Source organism: Promicromonospora sp. NPDC050249 (assembly GCF_040656015.1).
In the GTDB taxonomy this organism is placed as follows: domain Bacteria; phylum Actinomycetota; class Actinomycetes; order Actinomycetales; family Cellulomonadaceae; genus Promicromonospora.
The window spans coordinates 14264-30010 of record NZ_JBFAKY010000031.1 but is presented as its reverse complement, the minus strand read 5'-3'; the positions used below and the strand labels follow the sequence as shown (position 1 = coordinate 30010).

11 protein-coding genes are annotated in these 15747 nt (G+C 70.4%); 10 read left to right on the top strand and 1 reads right to left on the bottom strand.

Translation table 11 applies throughout. The features are described 5' to 3' along the window. Nucleotides 1-46 precede the first annotated feature (46 nt). From AB0I32_RS21590 to AB0I32_RS21555, 8 genes are all read left to right on the top strand, one after another. Nucleotides 47-1018: an ABC transporter ATP-binding protein gene (locus AB0I32_RS21590; RefSeq protein ID WP_357509751.1), complete on the top strand. Its 972-nt coding sequence runs from the start codon at nucleotides 47-49 to the stop codon at nucleotides 1016-1018. Then, nucleotides 1015-1719, top strand: coding sequence for an ABC transporter ATP-binding protein (locus tag AB0I32_RS21585; RefSeq protein ID WP_357509749.1), 705 nt, complete (start codon nucleotides 1015-1017; stop codon nucleotides 1717-1719). The genes AB0I32_RS21590 and AB0I32_RS21585 overlap by 4 nt, the downstream gene beginning before the upstream one ends. 247 nt (nucleotides 1720-1966) lie before the next feature. Beyond that, complete coding sequence (locus AB0I32_RS21580) at nucleotides 1967-3634, top strand: ABC transporter substrate-binding protein (protein ID WP_357509747.1); 1668 nt, start codon at nucleotides 1967-1969, stop codon at nucleotides 3632-3634. Nucleotides 3635-3786: 152 nt separating this feature from the next. After that, nucleotides 3787-4713, top strand: coding sequence for an ABC transporter permease (locus AB0I32_RS21575; RefSeq protein ID WP_357509745.1), 927 nt, complete (start codon nucleotides 3787-3789; stop codon nucleotides 4711-4713). After that, entirely contained in the window at nucleotides 4706-5668 is a 963-nt protein-coding gene (locus AB0I32_RS21570) for an ABC transporter permease (protein WP_357509743.1), read from the top strand. The genes AB0I32_RS21575 and AB0I32_RS21570 overlap by 8 nt, the downstream gene beginning before the upstream one ends. Continuing rightward, nucleotides 5665-7410: an ABC transporter ATP-binding protein gene (locus AB0I32_RS21565; RefSeq protein ID WP_357509741.1), complete on the top strand. Its 1746-nt coding sequence runs from the start codon at nucleotides 5665-5667 to the stop codon at nucleotides 7408-7410. The genes AB0I32_RS21570 and AB0I32_RS21565 overlap by 4 nt, the downstream gene beginning before the upstream one ends. A gap of 235 nt (nucleotides 7411-7645) precedes the next feature. Then, nucleotides 7646-9583 (top strand): translational GTPase TypA, encoded by a 1938-nt coding sequence (gene typA, locus AB0I32_RS21560; RefSeq protein ID WP_357509790.1) that lies wholly within the window; start codon nucleotides 7646-7648, stop codon nucleotides 9581-9583. 34 nt (nucleotides 9584-9617) lie between these two features. Further along, nucleotides 9618-10799: a PIG-L family deacetylase gene (locus tag AB0I32_RS21555; RefSeq protein ID WP_357509739.1), complete on the top strand. Its 1182-nt coding sequence runs from the start codon at nucleotides 9618-9620 to the stop codon at nucleotides 10797-10799. 11 nt (nucleotides 10800-10810) lie between these two features. Here AB0I32_RS21555 and AB0I32_RS21550 read toward each other — a convergent pair whose 3' ends face one another. Continuing rightward, a complete protein-coding gene (locus AB0I32_RS21550; protein ID WP_357509737.1) occupies nucleotides 10811-11380 on the bottom strand; it encodes a hypothetical protein in 570 nt (189 codons plus the stop codon). Between the two features lie 58 nt (nucleotides 11381-11438). On the opposite strand from AB0I32_RS21550, the gene AB0I32_RS21545 reads away from it, so the two are divergent. Together AB0I32_RS21545 and AB0I32_RS21540 are read left to right on the top strand one after the other, a co-directional pair. After that, entirely contained in the window at nucleotides 11439-11837 is a 399-nt protein-coding gene (locus AB0I32_RS21545) for a hypothetical protein (protein WP_357509735.1), read from the top strand. A gap of 449 nt (nucleotides 11838-12286) precedes the next feature. Next, entirely contained in the window at nucleotides 12287-15709 is a 3423-nt protein-coding gene (locus tag AB0I32_RS21540) for a VanW family protein (protein ID WP_357509734.1), read from the top strand. Nucleotides 15710-15747: the final 38 nt, after the last annotated feature.

Below are 15747 nucleotides of genomic sequence, written 5' to 3'. Positions count from 1 at the left end.
CCCCGTACCCAGGCGTTCGGGACCAAGGCGTTCGAGAGGAGACCCGATGAGCACGACGATCGAGCTGACGGACGGCGGCGCTCCGGTGTCCACCGTTCCGGCGGACGGCGGGGAGATCCGGTGCGGCGACCTGGTCCGGATCTTCGCCACGGACGGCGTCGAGGTGCAGGCGCTGCAGGGACTGACGCTGAGCGTCGACCCGGGGGAGATCGTCGCCGTCGTCGGCGCGTCCGGGTCCGGGAAGTCCACGCTGCTCACTATCCTCTCCGGCCTGGACACGCCGACCGGTGGGTCGGCGGTGGTGGCGGGCACCGACCTGCTGACCATGGGGCACGCCGAACGGGTGCGCTACCAGCGCTCGACCGTCGGCTTCGTGTGGCAGCAGACCTCGCGCAACCTCCTGCCGTACCTCACGGCGAGCGAGAACGTCCGGCTCCCGCTGGAGCTCGCGTCCCGGGGGTCGAGCCTGTCGAGACGGGACCGCGCGCGCCGCGTCGAGGCACTGCTCGAGCTGCTGGAGGTCGGTCATGTGGCCGGGCGGCGGCCGGGCGAGATGTCCGGCGGGGAGCAGCAGCGGACGGCGATCGCCGTCGCCGTGGCCAACAGCCCCCGCGTGCTGCTGGCTGACGAGCCCACCGGTGAGCTCGACGAGGCCACCTCCGTCGAGGTGCTCGAGGCCCTGCGCGGCGTGAACCGGGAGACGGGAGTGACCACCCTGATCGTGACGCACGACCCGACGGTGTCCGAGCACGTCGCGCGCACCGTCCAGATCCGCGACGGCCGTACCTCCACGGAGACGCTCCGGCGCACGGAGACCGACGAGCACGGTCAGGCACGGCACGTCTCGGAGGAGTTCGCGGTGCTCGACCGGGTGGGCCGCCTGCAGCTGCCGCAGGACTTCGTGCAGGCGCTCGACCTGCGCGACCGCGTGCGGCTGGCCCTGGAGCCGGACCACGTCGGCGTCTGGCCGGCGGCGCCGGCCCCGGCGGTGGACCGGAAGACCGAGGAGGACCGATGACGACGACGACGAAGGCGCGCACCGTGCTGCGTGCCCAGGACCTCACCAGGGTGTTCGGTACGGGGGCAGGCGAGGTGCACGCGCTGACCAGCGCGTCGCTGGAGGTCGCGGCGGGCGAGCTGCTCGTGGTGCGGGGTCCGTCCGGTTCGGGCAAGACCACGCTGCTGAACCTGCTGGGCGGCCTGGACCGTCCGACGTCGGGCAGCGTGTGGCTGGGCGACTCCGAGCTGACGGCGCTGGGGGAGAAGGCGGTGCTCACCGCCCGTCGCGAGCGGATCGGCTACGTGTTCCAGTCATTCGGGCTGGTGCCCGTGCTGTCCGCGGCGGAGAACGTGGAGGTGCCGCTGCGCCTGCGGCGCACGGCTCCCGCCGAGCGCACGGAACGGGTGGCGGCTGCGCTGGACGCCGTCGGGCTGGCCGGACACGCGAAGCAGCGGCCCTACGAGCTCTCGGGTGGTCAGCAGCAGCGGGTGGGCATCGCCCGCGCGCTCGTGGCCGATCCGGAGCTGCTGCTCGCGGACGAGCCCACCGGACAGCTCGACTCGGGGACCGCCGCCGTGGTGATGGACCTGCTCGCCCGGGTGGTGCACGAGAGGGGCGTCGCCGCCGTCGTCTCGACGCACGACCCGGAGCTGATGGCGCGTGCGGACCGGGTGGTGGAACTCCACGACGGGCGGGTGATAGACCGAGGCAACGGGTGAATTTCCTGGTGAGCGGCCTGACGGCACCTTTGTTACGGGTATGAGAACCGCCTGGTCAGAACTGTTACCGAGTGTTACCCGCGGATACCGAGATGGTCACAACTCGGTGGCTTTTCCTGTGAGGTGGTCATCGCCATCTGTATGGAGCGGCTACGTTAGGTCTGTTATCACTGGGCGCAAAGAAGCGTCCGCATCGCTCCGGACGGCAACCCGTCGGACCGGGGTGAACTGCTACCCAGGAGGACACGTGACACCTCGAAAGCGACTTGTGGGGCTGAGTGCGTTCGCGCTCGCATCCGCGCTCGTGCTGACGGCTTGCGGCGGCGGGGGCGAAGAGCCTCCCGCCGAGGGCGCCAGCTCCGGCATCGTGACGGTCGGCAACGGCGAGCCGCAGAACCCGATCATCCCGACCATGACCAACGAGACCTTCGGGTCCAAGGTTGTCGGCAGCGTCTTCGCCGGGCTCGTCTACTACGACGCCGAGGGCGTCGTGCACAACGAGGTCGCCGAGTCGATCGAGTCGGAAGACAACCTGGTCTGGAACGTCACGCTCAAGGACGGGTGGACGTTCTCGGACGGCACGCCAGTGACGGCGCAGAGCTTCGTCGACGCCTGGAACTACGGCGCCTACGGCCCCAACGCACAGAACCTGAGCTACTTCTTCGAGCCCATCGAGGGCTTCGAGGACCTGCAGCTCGCCGAGGACCAGCTCGACGCCGAGGGTGTGCCCCTGGAGGGCGAGGTGCCTGCGGCTGAGGAGCTGTCCGGCCTCGAGGTCGTCAGCGACACCGAGTTCACCGTGACGCTCTCGCAGCCGGAGTCCGACTTCCCGCTGCGGCTGGGCTACTCGGCGTTCTACCCGCTGCCCGAGTCCTTCTTCGAGGACCCGGAGGCAGCCGGCGAGGCCCCGATCGGAAACGGCCCGTACGTGCTGGAGACCTGGGAGCACAACGCGCTCATCGAGCTGCGCCCGAACGAGTCGTACGCGGGTGAGCGCAAGGCCCAGAACGGCGGCGTGGACCTGGTCGCGTACACCGACGAGGACTCGGCGTACAACGACCTGCTCGACGGCAACCTGGACATCGTCACCAACGTCCCGGCGTCGGCGTTCGGCACCTTCGAGGAGGAGCTGGGTGACCGCGCCGTCAACCAGCCGGCCGCAGTGATCCAGGTGCTGCAGGTTCCCGAGTACGTCGAGGGCTTCCAGGGTGAGGCCGGGCTGCTGCGTCGCCAGGCGATCTCCAAGGCCATTGACCGCGACCAGGTCACGGAGACCGTGTTCAGCGGCTCCCGTACCCCCGCCTCCGACTTCACCTCACCGGTCATCAACGGCTGGAGCGAGGACGTCGAGGGCAGCGAGATCCTCGACTTCGACGCCGCGGAGGCCAAGCGGCTCTGGGACGAGGCAGAGGCGATCGAGCCCTGGGGCGACGAGCCGCTGCTGATCGCGTCCAACGCGGACAGCGACCACCAGTCGTGGATCGACCCGGTCTGCAACGGCATCCGCGACACGCTCGGCATCGACTGCGAGTTCGACGCCTACCCCACGTTCGACGAGTTCCTCGACGCGCGTGACAACGACGACATCAAGGGCATCTACCGCGGTGGCTGGCAGGCCGACTACCCGGCCATGAGCAACTTCCTCGGCCCGGTCTACGGCACGGGTGCCGGCTCGAACGACATGGGCTACTCGAGCGAGGAGTTCGACAACAAGCTCACCGAGGCGAACGGTGCCACCGACCCCGAGGCCGCGATCGAGCTCTACAAGGAGGCCGAGACGATCCTCTTCAACGACCTGCCGGGTATCCCGCTGTGGTACAACAACGCAACGGGTGGCTGGTCCGAGGCGGTCGACGACGTCGTGTTCGGCTGGGACAGCGAGCCGCTGCTGTACCAGGTGACCAAGTCGGAGTGAGCCTGATCACGTCCGGACCTCCGGCGTGACGCTACGCTCCAGGTGAGGCGGGGTACGTGCTACGCGTACCCCGCCTTCCACTGTGCTGCGGCGCACCGTCCGGGGAGCTGTCCGGAACAATGGTTCGCTGAAACCGCTCAAGGAGAATTTCGATGCTCTGGTATCTCGGACGCCGGCTGCTGCAGGTGATCCCTGTGTTTCTCGGCGCCACCCTGCTGCTCTACGCGCTGGTGTTCTTGCGCCCTGGTGACCCCGTGGCCGGCCTGGGCGGTGAGCGTGGGCTGCCCGAAGCCGTGCAGCAGCAGATCCGCGCCCAGTTCCACCTCGACCAGCCGTTCATCGTGCAGTACCTGTACTACCTGAAGGGCATCTTCACCTTCGACCTCGGTAACACCTTCACCGGTCGTCCGGTGGCCGAGGTGGTCGCGGATGCCCTGCCCATCACCTTCCAGCTCGCCATCATGGCGCTCGCCATCGAGACGATCTTCGGCATCGGCTTCGGCCTCTTCGCCGGCATGCGCAAGGGCAAGTTCTTCGACTCCACCGTGCTGGTGCTGAGCCTCCTGCTCATCGCGCTGCCGACGTTCGTCACCGGACTCGTCCTGCAGATCGTCGTCGGCGTCCGCCTCGACTGGCTGCCCGTCACCGCGGGCCGAGATCCCGACTTCATCAGTCTGCTGATGCCTGCCGTGGTGCTCGCGACGACCTCGTTCGCCCAGATCCTGCGCCTGACCCGTACGTCGGTGATCGAGAACGTCACCGCCGACTTCGTCCGCACGGCGCGCGCCAAGGGCCTGCCCCGCGACAAGGTGACGACCCGGCACGTGCTGCGCAACTCGCTCATCCCCGTCGTCACCTTCATCGGCGTCGACCTGGGCAACCTGATGACGGGTTCGATCGTCACCGAGGGCATCTTCAACATCAACGGTGTCGGCGGCACGCTCTTCAAGGCGATCTCGCAGGGCGAGGCGGTCACGATCGTGACGATGTCGACCGTGATCGTGCTCGTCTATATCGTCGCCAACCTGCTCGTGGACCTGCTGTACGCCGTCCTGGACCCGAGGATCCGTTATGCCTGAGAACCGCTACGACAAGGCCCCGCGTCCGGGCCAGGGCCACTTCGTGGCCGCACCCGAGGACGTCAAGGTGGGCGTCGTCGACGCCGTCTCGGTCGACGAGACGCCGTCGAGCATGTGGCGCGACGCCTGGCGGGACATGAGCCACCGCCCACTGTTCTGGATCTCTGCCCTGATGATCCTGGTGGTCGTCGTGGTCTCGATCGCCCCCGGTGCGTTCACGAATCTGCTGCCGCGCTCCGGATGCGTCCTCGCGGACTCGTTGCTGCCGCCGTCGAGCGAGCACCTCTTCGGCACCGACAAGATCGGCTGCGACATCTACACCCGGACGCTGTACGGGGCTCGCGCGTCGGTGCTGGTGGGCCTGCTCACCACGGCCTTCGTCGTGATCCTCGGTACCGCGATCGGCGCCATCGCCGGCTACTACGGCGGCTGGACCGACACGATCCTGTCGCGCATCACGGACATCTTCTTCGCCGTGCCGTTCGTGCTCGCCGCGATCGTGATCCTCAGCATCGTGCCGACCCGCAGCCCGTTGGCGGTGGCCCTGGTGCTGGCCTCCTTCGGCTGGACCACCATCGCCCGGATCACGCGTGGCGCGGTCCTGAGCGTGAAGAACAACGAGTTCGTGACGGCGTCCAAGGCGCTCGGCATGAGTCGTGGCGCCATCCTCTGGAAGCACGTGCTGCCCAACTCGGCCGCGCCGATCATCGTGTACTCCACGGTCGCACTCGGTACGTTCATCGTGGCCGAGGCCACGCTGACGTTCCTCGGTATCGGGCTCGACCCGTCCACCGTCTCCTGGGGCGGTGACCTGTCGAACGGGCGTGCCTCGATCCGCACCAACCCGGACATCATGTTCTACCCGGCCGCGGCGCTCGCCTTCACGGTGCTCGGCTTCATCATGCTGGGCGACGTGGTGCGCGACGCCCTCGACCCGAAGGCGAGGAAGCGATGACCACCACGATCACCCTCACCGACGGATCCACCGAGGACGCCCCGGTGCCCGCCGAGAAACGTGACGACAGCACCCCGCTGCTGGAGATCCGCGACCTGCAGATCTCCTTCACCACGGCGACCGGTACCGTCGACGCCGTGCGCGGCGTGAACCTCACGGTCTACCCCGGGCAGTCCGTGGCGATCGTCGGCGAGTCGGGCTCCGGCAAGTCGACCACCGCGCACGCGATCATCGACCTGCTGCCCGGCACCGGCAAGGTGACCGGCGGGTCCATCTCGTTCGGCGGGCGCGAGCTCGTCGGCCTGAAGCGCAAGCAGACGGAGGACCTGCGCGGGCGTGAGATCGGCCTGGTACCCCAGGACCCGATGTCGAACCTGAACCCGGTGTGGCGTATCGGTACGCAGATCGACGAGGCGCTGGTCGCCAACGGCTTCCAGGGCAGCAAGGCGGAGCGCACAGCGCGCGTCGCAGAGCTGCTCGGCGAGGCAGGCCTGCCCGACGCCGCTCGGCGTGCCCGCCAGTTCCCGCACGAGTTCTCCGGCGGCATGCGCCAGCGCGCGCTCATCGCGATCGGCCTCGCCTCACGGCCGAAGCTGCTCATCGCCGACGAGCCGACGTCCGCTCTCGACGTCACGGTCCAGAAGAAGATCCTGGACCACCTGGAGGGCCTGACCGCAGAGCTCGGCACCGCCGTCCTGTTCATCACGCACGACCTGGGCCTGGCCGCGGAGCGAGCCGAGCACCTCATCGTGATGTACAAGGGCAAGATCGTGGAGTCCGGCCCCGCGGTGCAGATCCTCAAGGACCCGCAGCACGAGTACACCAAGCGGCTCGTGGCCTCGGCCCCGTCGCTGGCCTCGCGCCGCATCCAGTCTGCGCACGAGCGTGGCGCGGAGGCGGAGGACCTGCTCGCCGAGCACGCGGACGAGGTGGAGGCATCGGCCCCCGACGTCGTCGTGGCGAAGGACCTGACCAAGGTGTTCCACATTCGTGGTTCCCGGCCGGGTTCCCACACCGACTTCACGGCGGTCGACAGCGTCAACTTCGCGCTGCCGAAGGGGCACACGCTCGCGCTGGTGGGCGAGTCGGGCTCCGGCAAGTCCACGGCGGCCAACATGGTGCTGGGGCTGCTCGAACCGACGTCGGGCACCGTCATGTTCGACGGCAAGGACGTCGCCAAGATGTCGGCGAAGGAGCAGTTCGCGCTGCGCCGTCGGGTGCAGCCGGTGTTCCAGAACCCGTACGGGTCGCTGGACCCGACGTACTCGGTGTTCCGGTCGATCGAGGAGCCGCTCGCTCTGCACCGGGTGGGCGACCGCAAGTCCCGCGAGGCCCGCGTCCGCGAGCTGCTGGACATGGTCTCGCTGCCGCAGGCGACCATGCGCCGGTTCCCGAACGAGCTCTCGGGCGGCCAGCGGCAGCGCATCGCGATCGCGCGTGCGCTGGCGCTCAAGCCCGAGGTGCTCGTGCTCGACGAGGCGGTCTCGGCGCTCGACGTGCTGGTCCAGGCGCAGATCCTGACGCTGCTCAACGACCTGCAGGCCGAGCTGGGGCTGTCGTACCTGTTCATCACGCACGACCTCGCGGTCGTGCGGCAGATCGCGGACCTCGTCGCTGTGATGAAGGACGGCAGCATCGTGGAGCACGCGACCACCGACGAGGTGTTCGACAACCCGCAGCAGGAGTACACGCGGGACCTGCTGGCGGCCATCCCGGGCGCAAGCCTGGAGATCGGCGGCTGACCCGAAGCACGTCCGCGAAGTAGAGCGCCTGTCCGAGTCTCCCTGGCGACATCAGGGGCGACTCGGACAGGCGCTCTACTTCGCGGACCAGGCGCGTGTATTCACCGGACAGTGACACGGTCGACACCTGGTGATTTCGATTCGCGGGTAGGATGGGTGGTGCTGCGAGACCGGTCCGCTTCGGGCCAGAGTCCGCGCCCCTGACCTCCCTTCTGGAAATGAGTGCTTCGTGACCGTGCCTGCAACCGCGCCGACCTCGGTCCGTGCGACCCGTTCCGACCTTCGAAACGTCGCGATCGTGGCCCACGTCGACCATGGCAAGACCACGCTCGTGGACGCCATGCTGCGGCAGTCCGGATCCTTCGGCGCCCGCCAGCACCTCGAGGACCGCGTGATGGACTCGGGTGACCTGGAGCGCGAGAAGGGCATCACGATCCTCGCCAAGAACACCGCCATCCGGTACTCCGGCCCGGCGGCCGCGGCGAACGGTGAGCCCGACGGCATCACCATCAACGTGATCGACACCCCCGGCCACGCCGACTTCGGCGGTGAGGTCGAGCGCGGCCTGTCGATGGTCGACGGCGTCGTGCTGCTCGTCGACGCGTCCGAGGGCCCGCTGCCCCAGACCCGGTTCGTCCTGCGCAAGGCGCTGGCCGCGAAGCTGCCCGTCATCGTCGTGGTGAACAAGGTCGACCGCCCGGACGCACGCATCACCGAGGTCGTCGCCGAGACCACCGACCTGCTGCTCGGCCTGGCCAGCGACCTGTCCGACGAGGTCGAGGACCTCGACCTCGACGCCATCCTCGACGTCCCCGTCGTGTACGCGTCGGCGAAGGCAGGGCGCGCCTCCACCGAGCAGCCCGCCGACGGCGGCCTGCCCTCCAGCGAGGACCTGGAGCCGCTGTTCGCGACCATCCTCGAGAAGACCCCGGCCCCGACGTACGAGGAGGACATGCCGCTGCAGGCGCACGTCACCAACCTTGACGCGTCGCCGTTCCTCGGCCGTCTCGCGCTGCTGCGCATCCACAACGGCACCCTGGTCAAGGGCCAGAACGTCGCGTGGGCCCGGCACGACGGCTCGCTCCAGACCGTGAAGATCACCGAGCTGCTCGAGACCAAGGCTCTCGACCGCGTGCCGACCGACAAGGCAGGCCCCGGCGAGATCGTCGCCGTTGCCGGCATCGCGGACATCATGATCGGCGAGACCCTGACGGACGTCGACGACCCGCGGCCGCTGCCGCTCATCACGGTCGACGACCCGGCGATCTCGATGACCATCGGTATCAACACCGGCCCGCTCGCGGGCAAGGGCGGCAAGGGCCACAAGGTCACCGCCCGCCAGGTGAAGGACCGTCTCGACGCCGAGCTCGTCGGTAACGTCTCGCTCAAGGTCCTCCCGACCGAGCGTCCCGACGCCTGGGAGGTGCAGGGCCGTGGCGAGCTGGCCCTGGCCATCCTCGTCGAGCAGATGCGTCGCGAGGGCTTCGAGCTCACGGTCGGCAAGCCGCAGGTCGTCACCAAGATCATCGACGGCAAGGTCCACGAGCCGATGGAGCGCATGACCATCGACGTCCCCGAGGAGTACCTCGGCGCCGTCACGCAGCTCCTGGCGCAGCGCAAGGGCCGCATGGAGACCATGACGAACCACGGCACCGGCTGGGTCCGCATGGAGTTCATGGTCCCGGCGCGTGGCCTCATCGGCTTCCGCACGCAGTTCCTCACCGACACCCGCGGTACCGGTATCGCCGCGTCGATCGGTGACGGCTACGAGCCCTGGCACGGTCCGATCGAGTCGCGCATGACCGGCTCGCTCGTCTCCGACCGCGCCGGCAAGGTCACGCCGTTCGCCATGATCAACCTGCAGGAGCGCGGCTCCTTCTTCGTGGAGCCCACGCAGGAGGTGTACGAGGGCATGATCGTCGGCGAGAACTCGCGCAACGAGGACATGGACGTCAACATCACCAAGGAGAAGAAGCTGACGAACATGCGCTCCGCCAGCGCCGACAACTTCGAGAACCTCATCCCGCCGCGCAAGCTCACGCTCGAGGAGTCCCTCGAGTTCGCGCAGGAGGACGAGTGCGTCGAGGTGACGCCTGAGGTCGTCCGCATCCGCAAGGTGCTGCTCAACGCGACGGACCGCGCCCGCGCGACGGCCCGCGCCAAGCGAGCCTGACCAACCTCTCCCGCTGAGTGCTGGAGATTCGCCCGTGAACGTTCGTTCAGAGGGCAGATCTCCAGCACTCAGTGTTTTTTCCGGCGGGGCGACCTCCGGCGGGGTGCTGGCCGTGCACGCGCATCCCGACGACGAGACGCTGTCCACCGGCGGCCTGCTCGCCACCTTCGCGGAGGCCGGGCTGCCCGTGTGCGTGGTGACCTGCACGCGCGGGGAACGTGGTGAGGTGATCGCCCTCCCGGGTACGACGTCGGAGGGCCGTGCCGGCCTCGAGGGCGACGGACCCGCGCTCGGCGCCTACCGCGAGACCGAGCTGGCCGCCGCGCTGTGGCGGCTGGGTGGGGGAGCCGACGGCGCCGTCGAGCACGCCTTCCTGGACACCCTGCCGCTCTCCGGCCTGCCCGCCACCGGGGACGTCCGCGCATCCGGACCTCCGGCCGAGGTGCGGTACGAGGACTCCGGCATGACCTGGGTCGCGCCCGGCGTCGCTGGTCCGGCACCGGACTCCCCGCCGACGGCGTTCGCGCGGGTCCCGCTCGACGAGTCCGCCGGCCGGCTCGCGGCCCTCGTCCGCGCACGGCGCCCCGCCGTCGTCGCCACCTACGAGCCCGGGGGCGGGTACGGGCACCCTGACCACGTACGCGCGCACCAGGTGACGGTCCGCGCGCTCGAGCTCGCGGCGGACCCGGCCTGGCGGCCCGACGGCGGAGGCGCGTCGGCGGGAGAGAGCCTGCCGCACCTCGGCGTCGGACAGTGGGACGAGTCCTGGGCGGACGTCGAGCTGTGGCAGGCCGTCGTACCCGCGGCCGAGCTGCGCGAGGCACGGGCGACGCTCGCGGCCCTGCCGGAGGCGATCACGCTCGCCGCTGCCGAGGGACTCGCGTTCGCGGACCCGGACGAGGATCTGCCGCCGTACGCCAAGCAGGGCCTGGACACGCGGTCGGCGGGACGTCAGGTGTTCGGCACCCCGGGGTACCGAACACCTGACGTCCTGCCGATCACTCGCGCGGGCCGGATCGCGCGGCTGGACGTCCGGCCGGTGGTCGGGCGGGTGATCGAGGGCATGCGGGCGCATGCCTCGCAGGTGCAGCATGCGACCGCACTGGCGCCGCCGGAAGGGCCGGTCGCCGGGTGGTACGCCCTGTCCAACAACGTGCTCGCACCGATCCTGACCACGGAGACCTATCTGGTCAGCAGTTTCTCGTCACCCGGGTGACCGCCGACAGATCAGCGCTCCTGGAGGGCGTCCAGACCGATCGCCATGGCGGTCACGAGCCGACGGTCGATGTTCGGGTCCTGGATGCTGACGACGTAGCGGTCACGCAGACCCCACTTCTTCTCCACGGTGAACGCGGGCCGGCCGTCGACCAGGAAGTCGAAGTGGTACGGCAGCCAGGCCGCCTCGACGAGGCGGCGGATGATGGCGACCGCCATGCTGCGCTCGGACCCGGTGGCCGTGCCGAACCCGGGCTGCTCGACGTGCCAGGTGGTGCGGAGCAGCGACTTGGCGAAGTCCTTGCGGAACGAGCCGACCGGGTTGCCGCCGCCGTCGACGACGTCGTAGGTGGCGCCGAGGTCCATCATCTGGCGCGCCTTGAAGCCGAGCACCGGTTCCCGCTTGGTGTCGTCGGTGTAGAGCGTCACCTGCTCGCGGAAGGCCATGCGCTTCTGCTGCGCGAACGCGTAGAGCTCGCCCTCGGAGCCGTCGGGGCGCGCGCCGTGCACCTCGTACTGGTTGACCATGAGCCGGATGCGCTGTCGAACGATGAGCTGAGTCTGTGCCTGAAGCGTATTCACCCGCCGGAGTGTCGCACATTCGCAGTCTCCTCCCAGGTGAATGCTGGACAATGGCTGGGTGAACTCACCCGGACGTCACCTCGGACGAACGATCGTGCGCACCCTGCTCGCCGTGCTGCTCGGCGTGGTCATGGGCGGCCTCGGGACCGTGGTGCACCGGTTCGGCGACGAGTCGTGGTACCTCGGGCTGGCTCTCGCGCTGGCTCTGACCGCCGCGGCGGGCGTGCTCGCGCGCGCCTGGGCCGGTTACGGCACACTGCTGGGATTCGGCGTGGGCTGGGTCGCCATGGTGCAGGCCCTGTCACTTCCGGGTTCCGGGGGCGACGTCGTGGTCCCGGCAGGGGTGCTCGGCATGGTCTGGTCCTACTCGGGGGTGGCGGTCCTCGCGGTCGTCGCGTTCCTGCCGTCCTCGTGGTTCGCTGATGTTCCGGCACGCCGGGATCGGCCTGCTGCCTGACGCCTGCGGTCCTTCGCAGGCTGGTTCAGGATGGTGGTCAGGATTGATACACAACCTCCACCTCGGGGCGTCCGGTACGCGGCCTCTGGCGGGATTCCCGCTGGATAGGATGCCCGGCAGGGCGGCCCCGTCCAGCGGATTCGCCGCAGGCCAGGTGCGCCCTTGAGGGACGCGGAGAGCCCGCGTCCCGGGTAGTTGCACGGAGCGTGCCGATGGGCCAGCCGACCGAGCGTGACGAACCGCTCGAGCCGACGTCAGACGAGAACACCGGGACGCAACCCGCCCCGGTGACACCTCCCCGCTTGTCCCGGACGCGCCCTGGCAGCGTGCCGAGGCAGGCTGCCAAGCCCCCCATACGGCCGAGCGACCCCGGGGCAGCGCAAACCTCAGTACCGGCCGGTCGATCGACCGCGCAGCCGGCCCCCAGATCCCCAGAGAAGGCCCAGCCCGTGACCCCTCCGGAGCAGTCCGAGGCCCCCGAGGCCCCGCGCCCGCCCGCCGTGCCGCCCGCAGCATCGCCTGCGGCACCCGAGAGCGCCCCCAGGGGTCCCGGAGCGGACGCCGGGGTGCCGGCCGGCACCCCGAGCGGACCCGACGTGCCCGCCCCGCCCGTGACGCCGAGCGGGCCTGAGGCTCCCGGCGCGTCCGACGCGCCGGTCCCGCCCGTGTCCTCGAACACGGCGGAGCCTGGTGAGCCCGCGTCCGGACCGGCGAGCGAGCCTGTCGCTCCCGGCACGCCTGCGCGTGACGTTCCGAGCGAGCCGGTGGCTCCGAACAAGCCCGCGGGTGTGGTTCCGCGCGAGCCTGACGCTCCGAGCAAGCCTGAGGCCGCGGCTCCGAGCGAGCCCACAGCTCCGAGCAAGCCCGAGGTCGCGGTCTCGAGCGAGCCCAGGACTCCGAGCGAGCCCAAGACTCCGACCGGACCCGAGGTCGCGGCGCCCAGCGCGTCCAAGGCTCCGGCCGAGCCTGCCGCCGCGGCACCCGTCGAGCCCAAGGCTCCGAGCAAGCCTGACGTTCCGAGCAAGCCCGCGCCGGTGAGCGGATCCGCTTCGAGCGCGTCCTCGACCGAGAGCGCACCGGTCACGCCGGTCGCCGTCGACCCCGTGCCGGTAGCAGTGCTGCAGACAGTCGTGGAGAAGCTGGAGACGCCGCCCACGAAGGCGGCCGCGACGCCGCGGAGCGGCTACACGCCACGCGTCTTCGCGTTCGACCGTCCGCCCAAGACGGCGCCCGGGGCGAACAGCGCCGACAGTGTGGCCGTCCCGCCGCAGACGCCTGCCGAGCCGGCCGAACCCGCCGCGTCCGTGGGCCAGGCTCGCGCGGCGACAGACGGGGGCAGGGCATCTAACGAGGCAAGGACCGGGACCGTCGGACCGGTCCCCGCTACACCGGCCGCCGATGCCCCGCGGCCCGCGGCGGCGGCATTCGGCGTCGCAGCCGGCGCGGCGGGCGCAGCAGGAGCGACGGCGGCCGCGGCCGGCGCCGCGGCGACCAGGCCGGCTCCCGCCGGCGCGGCTGCCGCGACACCCGCGGCTCCTGCTCCCGCACACCCCGCCCGTACCGGTCCCGCTCCGGTGGACGCCTCCACGGCGGACTCGTCAGCCGGCGCGGCGCGCTCGGCCGACCGGGACGCCACACCTGACCCGGCGACGGCTGACGAGGCCGCGCCCAGGACGGGTGCGCCCGGCAAGGCAGCGCCCGCAGAGCAGGCCCCGCACACCGCGGCACCCGGCGCGGCGTCCGCCGGAGCAGCAGCAGGCGCTGCTGCTGCCGCAGGAGCCGCTGCCGGCGCAGCCGCGAGTGCCGCCGCTCCGCCCGCAGCCACCCCGGCCACGCCGGCGGCCACCGCTCCGGCCACGGCGGCAGCTCCGCCGTCGCTCCCGCCGCGTTCGGCCAGCCCGCAGCCGGGGACGGTCGCGCCGCCTCCTGGTGCTGTTCCGCCTGGCGCGGTCCCGCCGGCGGCACCCGAGCAGAACTCCTTCCTGAAGCCGCTGACCGGTGCTATCCAGCGCGTGTCCCGTCCGCTGGCCGGCACCCGCTGGGCACCGGTGCGTCCGGACGCGGCGTCGCCGTCCGCCTCCGCACAGGAGCCAGGCGGGCCGCAGGGCCCCGCCGGGCCGGGCGGCCCCGGCGGACCGTTCGGTCCTGTCGGGCCGGGCGGCCCGGGCGCGTCCGGTCAGGGTGAGTTCTTCGGGCTCGCCGGAGACGGTGCCCCGAGCCGCGGCCCGAAGATCGCGCTGATCTCCGTGCTGGTCGTCGTCCTGCTGTTCGCGGTCTACGCCTTCATTGCGTGGGGTGTGAGCGACAAGACGCCGCGCGAGACCACGGTGGCCGGTGTCGACGTCGGCGGTATGACGCAGACCCAGGCCGCAGCCGCGATCACCGAGCAGCTCGCCCCGCGGGCCAAGGAGCCGATCGAGCTCACCGCGGGCGAGGGCAAGGCCCAGCTCTCCCCTGAGCCGAGCGGACTCGCCATCGACGCGGAGGCGACGGCGGCCGAGCTCACCGAGTTCTCGCTGAGCCCGGTGCGGATGTGGGAGCACATGTTCGGCGGCTCGGACGAGGCGCTCGTCCTGGCCATCGACCAGAAGAAGTTCGACGCCGCGGTGGCCGGTCTCGAGGAGTCGCTCGCCGTCGAGCCCGTGGACGGCACCGTCTCTTTCGTCGACGGACAGGCGGTCAAGACGGATCCGAAGGAGGGCTCGCGGATCGTCGCGAGCGAGACCTCGCGCATCATCCAGGAGCGGTGGATCCTCCAGGAGGGCCCCTACGACCTGCCGGTCGAACCGGTCGAGCCGACGATCACGCAGCAGGAGACCGACGAGAGCCTCGCCATCGCGCAGAAGGTCGTCTCGGCGCCGGTCACGGTGTCCGTCGGCGGGCAGTCGCCGGTCCTGTCGCCAGCCGTGCTGGCTGGGCTGTTCCGGTTCGAGCAGCGCGACGGCAAGCTGGTCACCATCATCGACCAGGAGGCGACCGTCGCGGCAGTCGTCGACGGTACCGACGACCTGCTGGAGGTCCCGTCCGACGCCCACTTCGAGTTCGCCGGCGGCAAGCCGACGGTCGTCGGGGGCAAGACGGGTACCACCCTCGATCCCGCCCACGCGGGCAAGGCCGTGCGGACCGCCGCGACGAGCGACGACCGCGAGACGTCCGTCGAGCTGGTCGAGCAGGACCCGAAGGAGACGGTCGACTCCCTGAAGGCCCTCGGGGTCAAGGAAGTGATCTCGGAGTTCCACACGCCGCTGACGAACGAACCCGTACGCACGCAGAACCTGGTGCGCGGCGCCGAGATGATCACCGGCAACCTCGTGAAGCCGGGGGAGACGTTCTCCCTGCTCGACGCCCTGGCGCCGATCACGCTGGAGAACGGCTACTTCGACGCGGGCGTCGTCGAGAACGGCGAGCACGTCGAGGCGGTGGGCGGCGGGCTCTCGCAGATGGCGACGACGACCTTCAACGCCGGGTTCTTCGCCGGCTACGAGGACGTGGAGCACCACGCGCACTCCTTCTGGTTCCCCCGCTACCCACCGGGGCGCGAGGCCACGATCTACGTGGGCGCCAAGGACATGAAGTTCACCAACGACACGCCCTACGGAGCGGTGCTCCAGTCCTATGTGGCGGGCGGCGAGCTCTGGGTCAGGATCTGGAGCACGAAGCACTACCGGGTCGAGCCGGGCAGCACCGGCAAGACGAACATCGTGCCCACGTCGGTGATCCACGACTCGTCGGCCGACTGCAAGCCGTACCCGGGCGGCGAGGCCGGCTTCTCGATCGGCATCACCCGCAAGGTCTACCTGGGCGACAAGCTGGCCAAGGAGAACTCCTTCAACCACACGTACAACCCGGACAACCCGGTGGTCTGTGACTAGCGCCTGTGACCAGCCGGTAGTGCCCTCCGGTAGGGCTT

What these genes read in the sequence shown, in the direction of transcription:
- AB0I32_RS21590 (WP_357509751.1), top strand. Translation starts at nt 47, where the DNA reads ATGAGCACGACGATCGAGCTGACGGACGGCGGCGCTCCGGTGTCCACC.
- AB0I32_RS21585 (WP_357509749.1), top strand. Translation starts at nt 1,015, where the DNA reads ATGACGACGACGACGAAGGCGCGCACCGTGCTGCGTGCCCAGGACCTC.
- AB0I32_RS21575 (WP_357509745.1), top strand. Translation starts at nt 3,787, where the DNA reads ATGCTCTGGTATCTCGGACGCCGGCTGCTGCAGGTGATCCCTGTGTTT.
- AB0I32_RS21570 (WP_357509743.1), top strand. Translation starts at nt 4,706, where the DNA reads ATGCCTGAGAACCGCTACGACAAGGCCCCGCGTCCGGGCCAGGGCCAC.
- AB0I32_RS21565 (WP_357509741.1), top strand. Translation starts at nt 5,665, where the DNA reads ATGACCACCACGATCACCCTCACCGACGGATCCACCGAGGACGCCCCG.